Genomic DNA, 19154 nt, shown 5'->3' with positions numbered 1-19154 from the left:
GTCTTTAAGTTGTGAATTTTATTGCAAGGAGTCAATCAATGAATAAATTAGTGTTGTGTGGTAGTGTGTTATCTATAATGTGTGCGACTGCGCATGCCGATAACAAACCTGCTGCTATTTTAACTCAGCCTGTAGCCGCACAAACAACTCAACCGGATACAACTACTCAAAATCAAGGCAGTCAAACCAGTCAGCCCGCCGCAGCAACCCAAAATCAGAATGGGCAAGCTGGCCAGTCTGGGGCCGCCACGCAGACTCAAAGTGGTCAGACCGGCAGTACAACCCAGACAAAACAGGCAACAACTCCTGCCACAATCAAAACTCAAACCACCACGACCACTACTCAAACACCCAGCCAGACAACGACCCAGACAACTCCTGCAGCGAACACAGCGAATCCGGCCAATACTTCCGTGCAACCCACAGTCGTTCCCGCTGGACAAACAACCCAGACGACAACAGTTCCTGCAACTGCTCAGCCTCAGGTCATTGATTGCAATTACCGCATACCTGCAGAAACCACCCAAATTGAGCAATCGCTTGTGATTAAATGGGCAGCAAAAGCATTACAACAATCGTTTGATCTGGATTTTAATACCGTTGATCAGCAACTTGCATCACTGAAAAATTGCTATACGGATCAGGGTTGGCAAAGTTTCAATGATGCATTGACCAAATCAGGCAACCTGGAAGCCATCAAAGCCCAAAAATTAATGGTCAGCAGTATGATCGATGGCCAGGAACAAGTGGTAGAGAGTAAAGATAACCAATGGAAAATCACCTTTCCATTGCAGGTAGTCTACCAGAATGACAAAGAAAAGCTGACTCAGCCTCTCTCTGTTTACTTAGTCATTGGACGTAAAATTACAGGTGATCTGGGTATCATGCAGATGATCGCCTCACCCCGGCAAATAGGTTCTGGACAACAAAGCGCGCCTTCCACCAATCAAACCACAACTAACAGTGGAAATAAAACCTCACAATAATTAAACCAGATTCCCGCATAGCGGGAATCCCTCTCTCAATTTCTTCTCCCAAATGATGTTATCTTCATAACGGAATTCTTTACAGATTTGTCACGATTTATTACTGCCTATTAATCAGACACTAGTTGATAGAAACCTCATATCTGTGTTATTTTTATAACATATGTTTAAATTTAGAAAAGAAAATGGCCTATCCAAAAATTTCTGCCTTACTGAATAACTGTCCAATGCATTTTCTAACCCCTGAAATTGTTCAGGAGTGCTTGAAACGGGGCAGTGACGGCAGTTATAGCCGTCCTCAGGATGATGTGAACTATGAGCGTTTGAAACAGACGTTTGCGGCTACCTACCTTGAAGGAAAAGAAATATCCTGGCCAGAATTCGCGGAACTTCTACGGCAATATAATCCTTTCGACCAGCAAATCATCTTAGGACCCGTATTACGTCAATTTATGGCTGATTCAATGAAAGTTGATTTGGCATTACCTGACTTTTTTGAAGATAAAACCGGACTGGAAGCTTATATACGGCAGATGTCTGAACCAGTACCAGAATTACAAAATCGTTTTCACTCCGCCAGCCCCGATGAAATTTCAGCCTTTGTTGCTGCCCCTTTGGGAATTATGTTTACTTATCACAGAGCCAAGGAACCCCCCAAAACCCTTCCGCATATTGCATTGCAGGATCCGGTTGGATTAATTGACGTTTATCATGAAGGGGATATTGGAGGAGCAGGCAATGGCGGGCATTGGGAAAGAACCGATAATAAGCTTGACCGTGTGGATTATGAAAAAGACGCTGATTCAAGGCTAGGCTCTGTGGTTCGGCTTTTGAAAGATAACCCCAGTGTGACCCGAATGGGTTTGGATTTACTCAAACAACACGTCCGGAGGATGTACGAGTCAGTGTCAACAGGGCTTGACAGGAAAAATGAAATTGAATTCCTCGATGTACTCGCTCTGCAACTATCAAAATATGCAACGCTAATCAATGCGGTTCCTAAAGAAATGGCTATTCAGATTATCAATCCGGAACCTGACTCATTATTATTAGAACTAATCACTCAGGTGCCTGATTTTATTGGTGAATACTCCCCGGAAATAATCGCTTCTGTAAAAAACTGCCTAAGACTGCGGGAACAGGGTAAGCCCTATATTTTGCAGGGCATCTCCCAATTGAATGAAATTGTCAATTCACTCATGGAGCCTGTGCAGATAAATATACCTGGGACTCAACCAGTCCAAAAAGCAGAAGAGGAGGAGGAGTTAATCAGAGTAATGCCGTCCTCCCCTCCCTTGCCACGGGCTTCTTTTTTTAATAGCAATCCTTCATCTCAACCAGCTCGTTCACAAGATCTCAGTATGCCAGCGCCTCTTCCTGAGTTAACAGTGATTGATTCACCTTTGCTTCCGCCAGAAGAAAACATTCCGTCCAATAGTGGAGAACAGGATAAACTCTTAACGGCTCCTGTTTTTGATTTGGAACTTATCAGCCCGGCTCCTGAATCTGAAAAAGAAGAAACTACAACCCCCGGTATGCCAGGTCCATTGAGCGATAAATTGGTTCTCGATGAATTTGAAGATTTAATCACAGCGATTAACGCTGCCCTAAGCTTGCCTATTACAGCACAAGCCATATGTCAGGTTATTAATCTGGCTAATGAGCTTCAAGATAAAATTGTTGAGACAATTCAAAAGAGAAAACCCTCTGTGGCTGTAAATCGGGAGAGCGTTGAGGAAGTGCTTACCCAACTCAAATCAATTTATCCAGCCAAACTCCATTTTCAAAATCGGGAGCAGGCGCAAATGTGGCGAGCCTGTGTGCTTGAATTGACAAAGGAATTTGCCCCTAAATTATTTCGTTCTGCCACCCAGGCAAGCACTTTTGGTAATAACCTTGTAAGCCTGCTTGATCTGACCACTGATGTCTATGTGGAAGTCGAATCACTCACCATGAAATACAGGCATGTGACCGAGGACCTCGAAGATCTTGATTATTTTAGTAGTGAATACCAGGCACATTTGGACCTCATTGTACGGGAACTACCCAAATATCAGAAGGAACTTGATGACTTATCCAAATGTCCTAAAAATTATAAACCGATCGTTACATCAGCAGTAAAATCGGTTATGAACTATATCGAATTACCCCCTCTTGCCCGCTTAAGGAAACTTCATGAAAATCTAATGGAAGCCATAAATAGCCTGGAACAATTTAAAAATTCAATTGACCCAGAGAATTCCGATCCGCTGAAGCAACAGCAACTAAAAGACATCGATGATGCGCTTCTTAAATTTAATGCCTCACAAACTGAATTGGATGATAGCATTAAGTTCATTCTGGAAACGGGCAATACGCATAATGCAGGCTTGTTGCTGGTTAAATATAGCGATGATTTAAAGAAAACGGTACAAGATACAGTCTTGGACAAACCCTCTTTATCCTCACTGCACAGTACTTTTGAAAAATTTACCCGATTAATACTTAAAATCCTGAGCTTTGGAATCTATGAATATAAATCCAAACCAAGACAGGCGATTGAGGTACTGGATAGCGATCAGCTGGTGGATATCAGCAGCGGGATAAATGGCCCCTCAGCATCCTGATAGTCATCGTTTACAGTATTCTTAAACTTTGGACTCCTTCCTCTATCACCCTGAATTGATTTTCCAGGCATTGTTGAGGGCGCACTGCTTCAGCGTAGCGAATCTGTATGATTAAGGGCCGTAATGCATTATCGCTTAGTGTAATTCGCCACTGATGACTCAGGTACTTATTCTTGATCCGAAGACAGGGAAACTCACCTAAATCTTCAAGCAAATAACAGTATTTTTTTTCCTCATGCATGATACAGCATGCTGATCTGGATTGCAGCTGATGAAGAATTTCATTAGCTCCCTGAGCAAATACTATACATGTATTGTTTTTCTGTTTTAGCAATCGAATGGCCTCCTCTTCCAGGAGCTGGATTTCGCTTTGAATATGAATCATCTGTCCTAAATTTTTGTAAAATAAAAATAAGGATTCGCTTTGAGCCATAACCAGTAAAGCAATAAAACTTAAAATTAATGAAAAAACGATTAAAATCATTCCCTGCGAGCTTTTCATACAGCACGGACTCGCGTCAATAATTCAACTGGCTTGCTTTTTTTTAAAAATAGCATTGTTTTTAGAAAGCAATAGGCGCCTTTTCTAATCAGTTCAGTCTTCATTCCATCAATGATGCTGCTCAGTTCTTCTTTTTTATTAAAAGTGTAAAAGAGTGCAGGAGAAGTTAGGGTATGGTTTTCTACAGAAAATTGCTCCTGAATCCAGAGCCCTGCATAGACAGGATCAAGATATTGATAAATGAGTGCGCGATCCAGTTTCAGCAACTGGCCAAAATGATTAAACCTGGTCATTTTTACCAGGCGAGTTTCCGCATGAAAGCAATCAGCAATGACAATTGTCTGTCCCGCTTTTATCGTTTCATTTTTTTCAAGCAGAATGATTTTTCCATTCTCCTCCAACAGGCGTGAAAAGGCTTCATTCATCCTCGATAAACGCAATTCCATTTTACGGTTATCAATGTGTATCGTTTCCAAACCAGGATTAATTAAACTTGCGATATTTGCGCAGGGACTAAAACCTGCACGCCGCGAACTATCCCTCAGCAACTGAACGAGCATCAGCAGATCATTTTCTTTCTCAAGCAGATTTTGACTGTGACTGTATTGTTGCCGGGTGTTTATGTATTGCTGGTTGAGAACCATCAATAACAGACTTGATAAAAATAAGCTGACGAGCAACTCAACGAGACTTATTCCCTGCTGAAAGCGCATAAAAGGCCACCTTCTTCCTGCTGGTTGACACGGATAATGAATTGAGAGAATTGGTCAAGCGACTCATTGAGCCGATGTGAACTCTGCCAAAGTACTGAGATAAGACCCAGCGCTCCTGTTCCAACCAAAAAAAGGGCAATAAGCACTTCAATCAAAGAAAATCCCTTGTATATTTCCATTTTCATTCCCGAGGTCAAACTTGCAGGGAGAGATTATCTCTTTCAGCCCTCTTGTTCAATATATTTTATAAGAAGACTTAATATTTCTCAGATCCTCTTTGCACTGTATTAAACTTATAAATAAGTAGGACATATAATTTCAATATGTTTTTATTTTATCAGGAGAGTATATTTTGCTGACAGTACTATCTGGGCAGGCTGCGTATACGAGTTGCAATTCAGGCTAACTTGGGTAAATATATTTTCTTGGCATGAAAAAGGAGAGTCTTTTGGCCTGTGATTTTTTCTCACTTCCTCATCCAGGAATCAAAACGCTTAATCCCTATGTGCCGGGTAAGTCTATTGAGGAGCTTGCTCGCGAACTAGGGGTTGATAATATCATCAAACTAGCCAGTAATGAAAACCCATTGGGTTGCAGCCCGCATGTCATGGATGTACTTGAAAAGCTGAGCAGTACGACTATCGCGACCTACCCTGGTCCCGGTATCCATCCATTAAGAAAACAACTGGCGAATCATCTCGGTGTTGAAGAAGCCATGCTGACCTTGTCTAATGGTTCCGATTTGCTTTTTAATACCGTGATGACTGCATTTGCCCTCCACAGCGGGAAGGAGATTTTAACGCATCAGCACGCCTTTATTTCTTATCAGATTCAGGCTCAAACTCTGGGGATTCCGACCTCTATATGTCCGGCGCTCAATGAGTGGGAAGTCAATATTGATGAATTAATCAAACGCACATCGCTCAATACTGCCCTGATCTTTATTGCGAATCCGAATAATCCTACCGGTTTACTGCTTGATTTGCAGGAAATCGGACGCTTAATGGCTTCAATTCCAAGCTCTACCATAGTTGTTCTTGATGAAGCCTATTATGAGTTTGCCTATCCAGCCAGCCAGCCCGGTGCACTTCAATTTTTAAATCGTTATCCCAATTTAATTATTACCCGTACGTTTTCAAAAGCCTATGGGCTGGCAGGGCTTCGTCTTGGTTATGCGATAGCCCATCCTGATATTATTCAGTTGCTATTGCGAGTTCAACTACCCTTTGCAGTTAATCAGGTCGCAATGCAGGCAGGCATGGAGGCGCTTGCTGATCAGAACTTCGTTGCAGAAACCTTAAGTGTGAATACGCAGGGTATGGAGCAACTGGCTGCGGGATTTAGTAATTTGGGTTTGTCCTGTCTTCCCTCTGCCTGTAATTTTTTAACCATTGATTGTAAGCAAAATGCATTACCAGTTTACCAATCCCTGCTTCAGCATGGTATCATCGTAAGGCCGCTTGTTCCTTATGCATTACCCAATCATCTAAGAATAAGTATTGGCACAAAAGAACAGAATGCACGCCTGCTTGCTACATTACCGACATGTTTATCAGCCAATAAGGAGACTGTATGACTAATGATTTGCGTCAAAAACACTGTGAGTCCTGTGAAGGAATTGGGCAAACCCTCAATGCGGAACAAATCCTGAATTTACTTTCCCAATTGCATGAAAGATGGCAGGTTGTTAATGAGCATCAGGCGATTAAACGTTCTTTCTCTTTCGATAATTTCTATGAAACAATGGCCTTTGTTAATGCCGTTGCCTGGATAGCGAATGTAGAAAACCACCATCCGGATCTTGAGGTCGGTTATAATTATTGCCATATAACCTTTATGACCCATGCTTTAAATGGCTTAACTGCCAATGATTTTATCTGTGCCGCCAAAATAGATGGTCTTCTGGCTGAATAACTTGCTTTAACACGCAGCTCCTCTACGCTGGTTCAATGACAACGGTGAGTGAGCATTGCGCAATCTATACGCAATGCTTCTACTCTTAAGCCCCTGTTCCAGCGCTTGAAAAACAAGGAATATCTTCTTCATCCGGTGGAAAAGGCTCGTCTTTCAAGTGCGAAGTAAGCGATAAAACCAGTGGTAAGAGTAAAATCAACATCCCTATTCTTTTCATAAAAAATTCCCGTAAATTGTTCAGGCAAATCCCCTTTTATCTGAAGAGAAAGTGACTGAACTGATGTAACCATGAATTAGCCAGCCGCTCATGTACAATTGCGTTATTCCTGCGCGGCTTTTTGCATACCAGAAACGAATCAACTAACTTGTCGTCTTTGCGAGCGTTAGTGTTAGAATCGTTCGCAAGCGCGCTACTGTGGACTCATAGAGACTGATGCGCTTTCCTCCTGATTTAAAACTGGTGCAGCCAGCAATGCTTCCTCCATCAGCTTAAAAAAGCTTAGCTTTCTTCTGGCATGCATTTGCTCGCATGAGGATTCTCTTTCACTGTCTGGGTCCCAGGCATTTATGTCGTCCTCAGGCATATTCATCTTGTTTTGTCGCTGCCATTTTTGTTTCTCTGCAGCAATCAGCTTTGACAGCTTCTTGTCTTTTGCCCCCGGAAAACTATCTCTCCCGCATAATGTCTGAGCAAGTCCATGAGCGGCAGCAGGTTTACTGAAAATATGAGTAAAATTATCCGGAGTAAGCTTTTGGGCAGCCTCTAAATACAGACATCCCTGCAGAATCGATTTCACATTGCTCGACTCCCTGATAATACGTTCCAGATTTTCTGGATTTAATAAACTCTCCTTTTTCTCCGTCGATGGCGCATTTTCACTCCCGGATAATCTTTCTAAAAGCCTCGCAAGATAAGGGAGATCTTTTTTAAATGTTCCAAACTCTGGAATGTATTTTTCGGTTAATAGATTATTGCCATTGAGCGTCTCTGCAATCTTCATTACCGCCCCACTATGCTCTGGATGAGCAAACATGAGGTCCAAAAGAGGTTTTCGCAGGGTATCTTCACTGCACAGAGTAAAAAGCCCTGGCAGTACTTTATTTAGCTCAGCACTGTGCTGCCCACTCTTGCAAGCCAATGCCAGATAAGGTTTGATATCCCATTTTTCGCTGTTGGAAAGCTCAATCATTTTTGTAATTAAGGATTCAACATCCTCAATTGCCGGTCTCTCAATCTCAAATAGAATAGCTGTATCAAGCTCAAGTTGAGCTTTGCTCAAAGTTGCCTGCAGATTTAAATATTTTGCGAATAGAACATCCGGAGTCACATGATTAAGAAATGCTTCTAATCTTGAAATGTATATTTCAGTTAATAAATCACTGCTCTTAAGCCTCTCGGCAATCTTCACCACCGCCGCACTGTGCTCTGGGTGAGCGAACATGAGGTCTAAAAGGGGTTTTCGGAGACTATCTTCAATGCTCAGTGCAAAAAGATCTGCCAGAGCTTTATGTAATTCAGCACTATGCTTCCCACTCTTGCTAGCGAATGTCAGATACGGTTTGATATCCCATTTTTCGCCATTAGAAAGCTCAATCATCTTTTTAATTAAGGCGTCCACCTCCACTATTTCCGATCGGTCAATTCCAAATAGAATAGCTGGATCAAGCTCAAGCTCCGCTTCGCTCAAAATGATTTGAAGTTCCATATATTTTGCAAAGAGGACATCGGGAACCGCATTCTTAAACGCATAATCATAAAATTGCAATAATTTCTCAGGATTGGGAATCGCTTTAGCAATTTTACCTGCTAATAATATAAAAGCGGTAGGACAAGCTTTATTATTAAGATCAATGAGCTTATCAGCTAATTTTGAGGCCATTGTTGGATATGTTGCGCACAGAAGCGTAACATCTTCTGTTAATGTCCCTTTTTTTTCCAGTTTGGTAAGAACTGTAAAGTGTCCAAAAGCCAGATTGGCCATTTCCCAAAAAGCAACAAGGCTGCTGTTATAATCCGCTTTTGGATCGGGAAATTTCTTTCCTGACACCTTCTTCTGATGATCAACGGCAGCCAGTTTGGCCTCCAGTTCTATCAGCTCAACTTCATGAGGCTTCAGTTTGGTAAGCAGTAATTCGGCCAGTTTGTGTATTTGTTGAGAGGTCAAATCCACATTGTCCTTAATTGAGTTAACAAACTCACTAAGGGCTGCCATCTTTTTTTCGCTCTTGAATAAGTATCTTACAACACCTACATTGTCGTAATAGTTTTTGGTATATTGTTCCAAATCAGCTTTTTTCATCTGAGGTCCCATCCTAGGTTATTAAGAATAATATACTCCTCCAGCGATTGAGATCACCCATTTTTATGGGCGATCATCGAGCTCTTTCCGCTGAGAAGGCAGGAAGTCTTTTCTGTCAAGGCCCATCATAACTGCCAGGGCGCCTGCTACATAAATGGAAGAATAAGTACCCACTAAAATACCGATAATCAATGCCAGAGCGAAACCATGAATGGTTTCTCCACCGTAAACAAAAAGAGCAACCACAACGAATAAAGTCAACAAAGAGGTCATGATTGTTCTGGATAATGTCTGATTGATGGAGGTATTCATAATTTCCAGCGGGGTGGCTCTGCGTATTTTAATAAAGTTCTCGCGGACCCTGTCAAATACGACAATCGTATCATTGAGTGAGTAGCCAATTACAGCCAATAAGCCAGCCAGGGCTTTGAGGTCAAACTCAATGCCAAACAGAGCGAACACACCGAGAATTAACACCGGGTCGTGAATCAGGGCAACCGCTGAGCTCACTGCCAGACGGTATTCAAATCGCATTGCAATATAAATCATGGTCGCTAACAGGGAGACCAAAATCGCCAGTGCACCTTTGGTAGCCAGCTCCTCTCCAACCTGCGGCCCGACAAAGTCCACACGCTGTTTGGTGGCTCCAGGCAATTGCGACATGACCTTATCAACCAGCACGGATTGTTCCATATCGGCTCTAGGAGCAATGCTAATCAATACATCTTTGGATGTGCCATAGCTGACCACCTGCGCTTCTTTAAATCCTTCTTTATAAAGATTATCGCGGATTTGATTTAAATCCGCCGCTTGCGCATAAGAGACCTCAATTTGCGTTCCACCGGTGAAATCAAGCCCCCATTTCAAACCATTAACAATCAGGGCACCTATAGATATTATGAAAATGAGAGCCGAGAAGATCGCTGTCCATTTCCTGGCTCCCATGAAATCGACATTTGAATTTGGATTAAAAAATTCCATCTCTGCCTCGCCTTAAATACCAATAGATAATTTTTTCACATTACGACCACCATAATACCAATTCACGATAGCACGCGTATAAGTAATACTGGTCAGCATGGAAGTCAAAAGCCCGAGCGATAAAATTACCGCAAAGCCTCGAATAGGCCCGGTGCCAATCGCAAACAGGATGATCCCAACAATCAGAGTTGTCAGGTTGGCATCCATAATTGTTGAAAACGCCCGGTCATAACCGGCATACACAGCAGCCTGTGGCGACATACCGTTTCGCAGTTCTTCCCGGATTCGCTCGTAGATTAATACGTTGGCATCGACAGCCATACCCACTGTCAGTACGAAAGCGGCAATACCCGGCAGGGTCAAAGTGGTGCCTATCAATGATAACAAGGCGCTTAAAAGGATGAGATTCAGAAACAGTGCGATATTGGCTACCAATCCGAAGAAATGGTAGTACACCAGCATCAGTATGAGAATCAATCCCATTCCCACTTCCAGGGAAACCAGGCCGCGTTTAATGTTTTCTTTGCCCAATGAAGGTCCTACAGTACGTTCTTCAACGGGATAAATTACCGCGGGTAAAGCGCCTGCTCTTAGTAAAAGGGCTAAATTACTGGCCTCTTTACTGTCTGTCAAACCAGTGATCTGGAAATTGTTACCCAAGGCATTCTGAATAACCGGCGCACTGATTACCCTCTCTTCGCGGCGGTTAATTCGTTTGACGACACCATCTACTGTCTGAGTGGATGTTTTGGTTTCGACATAAACAATCGCCATGCGTTTGCCAATATTTTCACGGGTAATCTTAGTGAACAGACTTTCGCCGCCACCTCCCAACTGGATCTGCACAGAAGGGCTAGCCGTTTGCTGATCAAAGCTTGAAACCGCAGAAGTAATTGAATCACCGCTTAAAACCACCTGGCGTTTCAGAAGAATGGGCTGCCCATCCATCATATAGAGTTTACTATTAACCGGTATAGCACCAGTTTGCTTGGCGACCTGCGCATCATGCTCCTGATCGACCAAATAGAATTGCAAAGTCGCAGTACCGCCAAGAATTTGTTTGGCTCTGGCTGCATCCTGAATTCCGGGAAGATCTACGGCCACCCGAGTAGCGCCCTGCTGCTGAACTACCGCTTCGCCTACTCCCAATTCATTGACGCGATTTCGCAAAATACCCATTGTCTGTTCAATGGTATTCTGGCGGATGCTGTTCAATTCTGTTGGAGATAAAGCGACGGTTAAACCAAAACCTTCTTTTAATTTGCTAACGACAATTCCTGGTAACTTGTCCTTTATTTCAGCCGCTGCACTCTCCACCACATCAGCAGAACGAAAACGTATGGTAACTCCAGTATCTGGCTGATAGCGTATTCCGTTATAGCGAATGCCGGCTTCACGCAAATTCTGGCCGATATTTTTCATCAGCCCTTCATAACGGCGTGCTATAACGCTATCAACATCCACTTCCAGTAAAAAATGAACCCCGCCTCTTAAATCCAGCCCTTGCTTCATTGGCTCTGCACCAATTTTGCGAAGCCATTCCGGAGTGGCTGCTGCCAGGTTTAAAGCAACAGTATAATCCGAACCAAGACTGCTTTTAATTGCATCGCGAGCAAGTAATTGAGTATCGGTTGTTTTAAAACGTAGCTCTATGCTATCTGTACCTATATTCATTGATCTATAGGGTAGGTTGGCGTCCTTTAATATAGTTTCAACCTGCTCAGCCAGTTGTTGTTCATCGACGGGCGATTGAGAAGTGATTTGAACCGCTGGATCTTCACTATATAAATTAGGAATGGCATAGATTAGCCCTAGCACCGCCAACACAACTAACGCAATATTTTTCCACAGTGGATATTTGTTCTGCATTTCCGTTACCAGTTACCAAACTTATAGAGATTTAATTGTGCCTTTTGGCAAAATTGCATTCACTGCAGCTCGTTGCATCATGATTTCAACGCCATCTGCCAGACTCACCTTGATATATTGCTCATCAAGATTGACGATTTTTCCAACCAGGCCACCTGCACTAATGATTTCATCACCTTTTTTCAGGTTATTGATTAATTCACGTTGTTCTTTGGCCCGTTTATTCTGTGGACGTATCAGCATAAAATAAAAAAGGACAAAAATAGCAAGAATCATCACCAGAGAAAATGTGCCATCCTGCTGCCCGGCCTGCGTCTGTGCAGCCATCGCATCACTGATAAAAAAACTCATAAGCCTCTCCTCCAATTGACTTCATTTACAAACTCCGGCAGAAAGTGCCAGCAAATTAGCGTGACATCATATAGCGAATTGCTGCTAAGGTAAATGATGGAGACAATAATGGATGTTATGTTCAATCAAAAATCGCTGGCAAAGCAAGGGAGTATGCTGCAGCAAGTGATGGAAATATGCCCGGGTGAGGCCTTGCTGGCAGGCCGAACAGCTGCAATGCTCATCAATTGGCTGATGATCCATGCGCCATATTTCATCCTGCAGATTGAGCACCTCCATCCTCATATAGACCATCCCGGATAAGGCATCAGCAGCAGGTTGATCACTTTCCACAACATGAAGAGGCAAGCCTGCCAGCCGCTGAAATTGCTCCCAGCTAAACTGGCCAATGAGATATAATGGCTGCTGGCTGTCCTGCGCCATACTATAAAAACTGTTAAAACATTCTCCAGGAGAATAAGGACGAAGACCAAACACCGGACAGGGAGACGAATTGGAAATTACTTTAATACTGGCAGGTAAATCACGCCATAGAATGTCCAGCGAATCAGCAACTATGGGCAAGACCAGAAAATCGGGATTTAATCTTAAAATCAGTGCTGCCAATTCGGGCAATTCGATTGATATTAATTGCCCATCGTAGCGGGAACGAATCTGGCAGCGCCTGTTTTGTATTCGTAGACTACCAAGATTCAAAACTAATTCGCCCAACCAACCGCAATAGGATCTTAAATTAAGACTATTGTCTTTAAAAAAAGCCAATCCGGGTTTCATCAGGAGCTCGTCCAGATAAAAAGAGAGTTGTCCTGCCCCTGCGGACTTCCAGTTTGACATGCTCAGACAATTGCCGGCAGTTGTGGTTACGACAGGTGTAAATTGTCCTGACATTTTAATTCCTCATGCATTACTATAATAACAAAGTCGCATCGCCATAACTGTAAAACCGATAGCGCCTTGCAATCGCTTCTTCATATAGAGCCATTGTCTGTTCTCGGCCAAGAAACGCTGAAACCAGCATGAGTAAGGTGGACTCCGGCAGGTGAAAATTAGTGATTAACCCGTCGCACACTTTAAATTGATATCCCGGATAAATAAAGATGTCTGTTTCGCCCTTACAAGCTTTTAAATATCCATCGCGGGCAGCACTTTCCAGAGTACGCATGGCCGTGGTTCCTACGGCAATTACACGCCCGCCTCGCTGGCGAGTTTCGCTGACCGCTTCGCAGACTGCCTCGCTCACTTCAAATTGTTCACGGTGCATTTTGTGATCGCGAATATCGTCACAACGCACGGGTCTGAAAGTTCCAGCCCCGACATGCAGGGTGACATCCATCAGACGAATCCCTTTCTCCTGCAACTGGCTGATTACAAACTCATCAAAATGCAAACCCGCCGTTGGCGCTGCAACAGAGCCCTCATGTTTCGCATAAACGGTCTGATAACGTTCTTCGTCGGCCTGTTCATCTTCACGGGTAATGTAAAGCGGCAGCGGAATATGGCCTACCTCTTGCAAAAGGCAGTCTAAATCGCCCAGCGAACGACAAAGATAAAGATCATCAAGCTTATCCAGGACCTCTACCTGCCAGGCTTTTTCAAGCTGAATGAGCGATCCGTTTTTTGGGGTTTTACTCGCTTTAATATGAGCCAGAAATTGATTATCAGCCATGCGGCGCTCTATTAAAAACTCCACCTTGCCGCCAGTCGATTTTGTCCCAAAAAAACGAGCAGGAATTACCTTGGTATTATTGAGGACTAATAAATCATCGGGCTCTAATAGTTCAGACAGATTTTTAAACTGCTGATGCTGATAAGCGGCCTGCTTTCGATTGTAATAAAGCAAGCGGGAATCACTTCGATTAGGTAGGGGATATTGAGCGATTAACTCCTGGGGTAATTCAAAATAAAAATCCTGCTTTTTCATTATACAACCTGAGAACTATATTGCCTGCATTATATCAATAAACAGACAGTATTATAAAGGCTAATTGGAGACCAGGCACCTGTTAAATTGCATTTTTCCCCCGCCTTGATTATTAATCGATAATCCGGCATTTTTTTTCCATGCAAGTGTGTTAATATCCTACAAATTTTCGCTGTTTTGTAAAACTATGCTAAGTTTGCGTCAGATTTCACTATCGCGTGGCAATAAAGTGCTCATTGAGGATAGCTCAATCAGCTTGTTTGAAAAACAAAAGGTTGGCTTTATTGGCCATAATGGCTGTGGAAAATCCACTCTCTTCGCCTTAATTCTTGGACAACTTCAAGCTGATCAGGGCGATTGTATAATCAGTAATAATCTGCGTATCAGTCATCTTTCCCAACAGCTGCCAGATACTGATGAACCTGCACTGCAGTTTGTTCTAAGCGGTGATGTTGATTACATGAACCTGTTGGAAAAGTTGCAGCGGGCAGAACAAGAGGACAATCATGAAGAGGTTTTAAGCTGTCATGAAACGCTGACTCAAACAGGCGGATACAGTAAACCGGCGCTGGCGGCCAGCATTATGAATGGTCTGGGTTTTAGTGCTGAGGAGCAGTCAAAACCAGTAAACAGTTTTTCCGGTGGCTGGCGCATGCGCCTCAGTCTGGCGCGCTGTTTGATGAAACCTGCTGATTTGTTACTTCTTGATGAGCCCACGAACCATCTGGATATGGAGGCCATTTTCTGGCTTGAGCGCTGGTTGAAGCAGACACCAGGCAGTATTTTATTAATTTCCCATGATCGTGAATTTCTCGATGCGCTGAGTACGCATATTCTTCATATCGAACAGCGTAAAATGACACTATATACGGGTAATTACAGCAGCTTCGAGAAAACACGGGCTATGCAACTCAGCCTTTTGCAGCAAATGTATGAAAAGCAGCAACAGAAAATAAATCACATGATGGATTTTGTGAACCGATTCAAAGCCAAAGCCACCAAAGCAAAACAGGCGCAAAGCAGGCTTAACGCGATTTCAAAAATGGAGGTTATCGCACAAGCCCATGCCGACTCGCCTTTTTCTTTTAATTTTCTGCCAAGCCCTCGCGCTGGAAACCCTTTAATTCATTGCGAACAGGTGACTGCGGGCTATGACATCAACCAGCCTATTCTGAAAAAATTCAATCTGATACTAAATCCTGGTGATCGCATTGCACTGATTGGTCCTAACGGGCAGGGTAAATCGACGCTGATTAAAACATTAACAGGAACTATTGCCCCACTGAGCGGTCAGATTAATCGCTCTGCGCATCTGAAAATCGGCTATTATGCACAGCATCAACTTGAAGATCTTGATATTCGTCTCTCCCCTTTAGAAACTATTCAGCAGCTTTCTCCGGAAGTTCGCGAACAGGCTATTCGGGATTACCTGGGTGGATTCAATTTCATCGGAGATATGGCAACGAACCCAATTACCCATTTTTCCGGTGGTGAAAAAGCAAGACTGGCTTTGGCCAAACTGGTTTGGCAAAAGCCCAACTTATTGCTCCTGGATGAGCCGACAAACCATTTGGATCTTGGCATGCGAACAGCCATTGAAATTGCCCTGCAAAGTTATGAAGGTGCTTTAATACTGATTTCGCACGACCGTCATTTATTAAAAACGACCGTGAATGATTTTTATCTCGTTTATCAGCAAAAACTCCGTGTTTTCCAGGGAGACCTAGAGGATTACCATAATTGGCTGCTTAATCCCGAACCGTTAAAATCAAATGCTGCTGATAACTCGGGAAATAATCAGTATCGGGAACGAAAATCCCTGCAAAATCGTCTGAAAAAACTGGAACAGTATATTGATGATTATCATGAGCAGATGAAAGCACTTGAACTGGAGTTAGGTGACTCATCACTTTATGACGCCACTCAGCAAGAAAAACTGCAGCAGCTTCTGAAGAAGCAGGAAAAAGCTTCCAAAGAATTAAAAAAAGCCGAAGAAGAATGGCTTGAGATATCTGAACTCCTGGAGCAATTTTAAGGCTTCTGATATCCCCTTTTGCAATAATGCAGGACTGAGGTGGAGAGAATATGAAAGACAAGGTACTTTTATCAGGTAAACTTCAATCACTGGCAGCACCCCGCTCCGAAGAACAGTTGAGGGGTGCCATTCTGGCTATTCATGGCGATAATAAGCGATTTGAGTTCGCCGAATTTGAAAAGACCAGGCTAGCCTTATTTCATACCCTGCACAATATTGCGCCGCTCGCCCCTGTAGTCAGCGATATGAAACAATATCTCAAAAAAATAAAAGAGCTCTATGCTCTTCTTTTTGATAATAATGCTTCAAATACCAAGTTTCTGCAGGTTAAGCCTTCCACCAGCAACTTTCTTGCTAAGAAAAGTCAATCCGAGCGCTCGTTTGCATCCGATATTAAATCTCTGCTACACCCTTTTCCTTCCAAAACCAAGATACCCATTCTGGTAACTCAGCCGGCAAAAGAAGATCTCTGCAGATTAATGGAAATAATCAGGACCCATCTTCTCCCGCTTCTGGTTTCGCCCAGCCACCTGGCATTGATTCAGGAGGATGAGATCAAAAAACAACTGCAATTTAAGGAACCAGCTGCGGATAAAGGTAAAGCAACTATTCATCACCCTTGTGTGATGATGTGTACTATTCTTGACCGTCTTATTTTATCTCTGGGTGCCTATTGCTCGAATTTAGCCCCGATATCACCCCGCTCAAAGCCAGGGGCAAGACGGTCGCAGGAAGAATGTATACCGCTTCTTTTCAGCCTGCTGCAACGACTGGCAAAGTTTTATAATTCTCCGCAGTCAAACGAATTTTCAGCCACAATCAATGGATTGGAAATACCAGCTCGAAGTATCCCCCAGGAAACAGCATATCGCCTCCTGGGAATTGATGCCAATGGCCGAGGACAGCCTTGGATATTCACTAACGCGACACACTTTGTAGTACGTCTGGGTGAGGTCTATTTCAAAACAGATCGCCCGGTTCCTCCTTTGGGATTTGGCAGAGAAGCCTTGATTCAAAAGATTTTCCATTCCCTCTTCCCCCAGGAGGCACCCTCATTTCTAACTCCTTCGACACTTCTGCGGCTTGAAAATGTGTTTATTCAGAAAAATGCAAACGGCCAGTCTGAAATACTTCCTCCACGCTATATCCAGGCGAGCTCTGCGGTAGAGGGTATTTCCTTAACGCACTGGCTCTTAATCAAGGAAATCACCGATGTATTAAGAGCTCGCCACGGTATAGATATTTTAAAGAAGGCGATGTATCACTGGATTACAGGTGCCTATATACGCGAAACAAAAATCACTGAGCTATTTGCACGATTAATTGATAATCAGCGTAATATGGCCCCTGATGAGAGAATTTTACAATTTAAAAAGCTTCCGGGGCGCGACAAGCTGGAGTCATTGCAAAGTTTATTATCAGATCTTCCCGATACAATTAAAAATTTATCAGAACGGCTGGTAAAAGACGAAGGAGAAGCGACTGTAATCAAAGCTTATTCTTTTATCCTTAAATGGCCGACACTAACCGCTGGCCGCAGTCTTGATGAGATTGTTCGATGGGTATCTCTTCTCGCCAGATTGCCTGAGTTATTTCTGGATATAGACGACAAAGCATTATCTGTATTAAAAAGCAATCCGCAGGAATTAGAGTATAAAATATTACAAATAGAGCAACAGTTATTCGGTCTTTGGAATTCACTCGATTTACAAAGCGCTTTGGCACTGGCAGCCGGCAGCCTTATTCTTGGTGCCGAGGATGGCAAAGCGGATAACTATCAGGTGTGTCTGCACCGGGATAATAAAGGTCAATTAATTAACTGGTCTATTGTATTTATTGACATTGGTGCACAGATGCTCGAACGAGGAGTGGTCGCTGAAAAATCCACCACTACTTTACAGGGCAATGTTAACTCGACTATCAAACACCGCGCAGGAATTAAATCCATTCTGTTTATGATTCCACCGATACAGTCAGCGATTGTCAGTAAATTAGTCTTTAAAGACACAGCAGAAAATCTGTTTCTGGAAGCCATGGTTACAGCCAGGGAGGCCAATAGGGTCTGCACAAATTTCATTAATCAGCAGCTCTATACTGAAAGCGGGGAATTAATCACTGACCAGATGATCCCTTTCCGTTTTACCGCAGAAGATCTTCCTTCTATTTATGAAGGCTTAAAAACCCTCATTCATTTTATCAAGTTCTATCCTCATGAAAGTTTTGAAAAGTTCTTTTATTTCTTTGATCCCTTGCTGGCCACCTATTATTCAAAAATATATAAGGAAAATTGCCTAAGTCCTCTGCGAGCCTATTATCAAATGTATACCATGTGCATGGAAGACATTATTTCTGCCAGCGAAATGTTAACAAATACAAATCCGGATTTTGCCAATGGCAATGAGGTGGAGAGCAATAGTTCCAGCTTCTTTACGAGACGTCGCAAAAACTCGACAACCACTGCGCCCCGTCTCATCAAACAGCCAAGCGGCTCCAAGCTGGAGGCAAATACGACTCATAGCACACCGTCTCTGATACAGCAGTCGAACAGCTCTACATCGCCAAAAACACTTGGTCAATTAATGACTTCAGAGCAAAGCTCTCGTATTGATGATCCCAAAAGTTTGACTTTGGATGAGGCCTTCAGAGCGGTGATTAAATTATTTCCCTGGCGAGAAGTGATGCAAGATCGAAAAACTCTTACTCACTGGCTTGGTATGATAGAAAAGATTCTTCCCGAGCCTATGAATCTTGAGAATATTGTTGGCAATCCTGAACTTGCGGCAAAAATAGTGAAAGAAATACAGAAGGAAAATGATGCGAGCTTTTCCCAAGGGCCCTCTGTTTAGTCAAGAAATGCTTATGCCTGGAGTAAGACGATAATCTAAACCTGTCATTTCCGCGCAGGCGGAAATGACAAGAGCGGGTGTGTATACACCTATTTGTGGAGAAATGTACCCAATTAGCAATTCATGAGGA

At 43.1% G+C, this 19154-nt stretch carries 16 protein-coding genes; 6 read left to right on the top strand and 10 right to left on the bottom strand.

Annotated elements, in window-relative coordinates; genetic code table 11:
• Positions 1-38 precede the first annotated feature (38 nt).
• Together LXA66_RS04840 and LXA66_RS04835 are read left to right on the top strand one after the other, a co-directional pair.
• The gene (locus LXA66_RS04840) at positions 39-986 is read left to right on the top strand and encodes a DotI/IcmL family type IV secretion protein (protein WP_233012246.1); all 948 of its coding nucleotides are present in this window, start codon (positions 39-41) and stop codon (positions 984-986) included.
• A gap of 185 nt (positions 987-1171) precedes the next feature.
• Positions 1172-3592 carry a hypothetical protein gene (locus tag LXA66_RS04835; RefSeq protein ID WP_233012245.1) on the top strand — a complete coding sequence of 807 codons (2421 nt, stop codon included), beginning with the start codon at positions 1172-1174 and terminating at the stop codon, positions 3590-3592.
• A 10-nt stretch (positions 3593-3602) separates the two neighbouring features.
• Here LXA66_RS04835 and LXA66_RS04830 read toward each other — a convergent pair whose 3' ends face one another.
• The 3 genes from LXA66_RS04830 to LXA66_RS04820 are packed head-to-tail and all read right to left on the bottom strand — an operon-like array spanning position 3603 to position 4986.
• Positions 3603-4094, bottom strand: coding sequence for a hypothetical protein (locus tag LXA66_RS04830; RefSeq protein WP_233012244.1), 492 nt, complete (start codon positions 4092-4094; stop codon positions 3603-3605).
• Positions 4091-4807 carry a prepilin-type N-terminal cleavage/methylation domain-containing protein gene (locus LXA66_RS04825; protein ID WP_233012243.1) on the bottom strand — a complete coding sequence of 239 codons (717 nt, stop codon included), beginning with the start codon at positions 4805-4807 and terminating at the stop codon, positions 4091-4093. Before LXA66_RS04825 ends, LXA66_RS04830 begins: the two co-directional genes overlap by 4 nt.
• The gene (locus tag LXA66_RS04820) at positions 4786-4986 is read right to left on the bottom strand and encodes a prepilin-type N-terminal cleavage/methylation domain-containing protein (protein ID WP_133138432.1); all 201 of its coding nucleotides are present in this window, start codon (positions 4984-4986) and stop codon (positions 4786-4788) included. Before LXA66_RS04820 ends, LXA66_RS04825 begins: the two co-directional genes overlap by 22 nt.
• 269 nt (positions 4987-5255) lie before the next feature.
• On the opposite strand from LXA66_RS04820, the gene hisC reads away from it, so the two are divergent.
• Positions 5256-6383, top strand: coding sequence for a histidinol-phosphate transaminase (hisC, locus tag LXA66_RS04815; protein ID WP_233012242.1), 1128 nt, complete (start codon positions 5256-5258; stop codon positions 6381-6383).
• A complete protein-coding gene (locus tag LXA66_RS04810) occupies positions 6380-6721 on the top strand; it encodes a 4a-hydroxytetrahydrobiopterin dehydratase (protein ID WP_058508863.1) in 342 nt (113 codons plus the stop codon). The genes hisC and LXA66_RS04810 overlap by 4 nt, the downstream gene beginning before the upstream one ends.
• 85 nt (positions 6722-6806) lie before the next feature.
• On the opposite strand, the gene LXA66_RS15815 is transcribed toward LXA66_RS04810, so the two are convergent.
• From LXA66_RS15815 to queA, 7 genes are all read right to left on the bottom strand, one after another.
• A complete protein-coding gene (locus LXA66_RS15815; protein WP_255665272.1) occupies positions 6807-6938 on the bottom strand; it encodes a hypothetical protein in 132 nt (43 codons plus the stop codon).
• A 193-nt stretch (positions 6939-7131) separates the two neighbouring features.
• Positions 7132-9021, bottom strand: a complete 1890-nt coding sequence (locus tag LXA66_RS04805; protein ID WP_233012241.1) for a hypothetical protein — start codon at positions 9019-9021, stop codon at positions 7132-7134.
• A 63-nt stretch (positions 9022-9084) separates the two neighbouring features.
• The gene (gene secF, locus LXA66_RS04800) at positions 9085-10002 is read right to left on the bottom strand and encodes a protein translocase subunit SecF (protein WP_233012240.1); all 918 of its coding nucleotides are present in this window, start codon (positions 10000-10002) and stop codon (positions 9085-9087) included.
• A gap of 12 nt (positions 10003-10014) precedes the next feature.
• Positions 10015-11871 (bottom strand): protein translocase subunit SecD, encoded by a 1857-nt coding sequence (secD, locus tag LXA66_RS04795; protein ID WP_133138429.1) that lies wholly within the window; start codon positions 11869-11871, stop codon positions 10015-10017.
• 21 nt (positions 11872-11892) lie between these two features.
• Positions 11893-12222 (bottom strand): preprotein translocase subunit YajC, encoded by a 330-nt coding sequence (gene yajC, locus LXA66_RS04790; protein ID WP_233012239.1) that lies wholly within the window; start codon positions 12220-12222, stop codon positions 11893-11895.
• An 84-nt stretch (positions 12223-12306) separates the two neighbouring features.
• Entirely contained in the window at positions 12307-13110 is an 804-nt protein-coding gene (locus LXA66_RS04785; protein WP_233012237.1) for a tRNA-guanine transglycosylase, read from the bottom strand.
• A 19-nt stretch (positions 13111-13129) separates the two neighbouring features.
• Positions 13130-14143: a tRNA preQ1(34) S-adenosylmethionine ribosyltransferase-isomerase QueA gene (gene queA / locus LXA66_RS04780; RefSeq protein ID WP_233012235.1), complete on the bottom strand. Its 1014-nt coding sequence runs from the start codon at positions 14141-14143 to the stop codon at positions 13130-13132.
• Between the two features lie 187 nt (positions 14144-14330).
• Here queA and LXA66_RS04775 point away from each other — a divergent pair, with 187 nt between their 5' ends.
• Both LXA66_RS04775 and LXA66_RS04770 read left to right on the top strand, forming a co-directional pair.
• A complete protein-coding gene (locus LXA66_RS04775) occupies positions 14331-16178 on the top strand; it encodes an ABC-F family ATP-binding cassette domain-containing protein (RefSeq protein WP_233012233.1) in 1848 nt (615 codons plus the stop codon).
• Between the two features lie 50 nt (positions 16179-16228).
• Entirely contained in the window at positions 16229-19024 is a 2796-nt protein-coding gene (locus LXA66_RS04770; protein ID WP_233012231.1) for a hypothetical protein, read from the top strand.
• Positions 19025-19154 lie beyond the last annotated feature (130 nt).

The sequence above is a fragment of the Legionella sp. 16cNR16C genome (assembly GCF_021297775.1).
GTDB classification, from domain to species: domain Bacteria; phylum Pseudomonadota; class Gammaproteobacteria; order Legionellales; family Legionellaceae; genus Legionella_C; species Legionella_C quinlivanii_A.
Note: the sequence above shows the minus strand (reverse complement) of the source record. Positions and strands in the feature narration are given on the sequence as shown.

Bases quoted from the DNA above. Each gene is read 5' to 3' on its own strand.
- secF (WP_233012240.1), bottom strand. From the start codon at position 10,002: ATGGAATTTTTTAATCCAAATTCAAATGTCGATTTCATGGGAGCCAGG.
- LXA66_RS04840 (WP_233012246.1), top strand. From the start codon at position 39: ATGAATAAATTAGTGTTGTGTGGTAGTGTGTTATCTATAATGTGTGCG.
- LXA66_RS04770 (WP_233012231.1), top strand. From the start codon at position 16,229: ATGAAAGACAAGGTACTTTTATCAGGTAAACTTCAATCACTGGCAGCA.
- LXA66_RS04785 (WP_233012237.1), bottom strand. From the start codon at position 13,110: ATGTCAGGACAATTTACACCTGTCGTAACCACAACTGCCGGCAATTGT.
- queA (WP_233012235.1), bottom strand. From the start codon at position 14,143: ATGAAAAAGCAGGATTTTTATTTTGAATTACCCCAGGAGTTAATCGCT.
- LXA66_RS15815 (WP_255665272.1), bottom strand. From the start codon at position 6,938: ATGAAAAGAATAGGGATGTTGATTTTACTCTTACCACTGGTTTTATCG.
- LXA66_RS04810 (WP_058508863.1), top strand. From the start codon at position 6,380: ATGACTAATGATTTGCGTCAAAAACACTGTGAGTCCTGTGAAGGAATT.
- LXA66_RS04830 (WP_233012244.1), bottom strand. From the start codon at position 4,094: ATGAAAAGCTCGCAGGGAATGATTTTAATCGTTTTTTCATTAATTTTA.
- LXA66_RS04835 (WP_233012245.1), top strand. From the start codon at position 1,172: ATGGCCTATCCAAAAATTTCTGCCTTACTGAATAACTGTCCAATGCAT.
- LXA66_RS04820 (WP_133138432.1), bottom strand. From the start codon at position 4,986: ATGGAAATATACAAGGGATTTTCTTTGATTGAAGTGCTTATTGCCCTT.
- LXA66_RS04805 (WP_233012241.1), bottom strand. From the start codon at position 9,021: ATGAAAAAAGCTGATTTGGAACAATATACCAAAAACTATTACGACAAT.
- yajC (WP_233012239.1), bottom strand. From the start codon at position 12,222: ATGAGTTTTTTTATCAGTGATGCGATGGCTGCACAGACGCAGGCCGGG.
- LXA66_RS04775 (WP_233012233.1), top strand. From the start codon at position 14,331: ATGCTAAGTTTGCGTCAGATTTCACTATCGCGTGGCAATAAAGTGCTC.
- secD (WP_133138429.1), bottom strand. From the start codon at position 11,871: ATGCAGAACAAATATCCACTGTGGAAAAATATTGCGTTAGTTGTGTTG.
- LXA66_RS04825 (WP_233012243.1), bottom strand. From the start codon at position 4,807: ATGCGCTTTCAGCAGGGAATAAGTCTCGTTGAGTTGCTCGTCAGCTTA.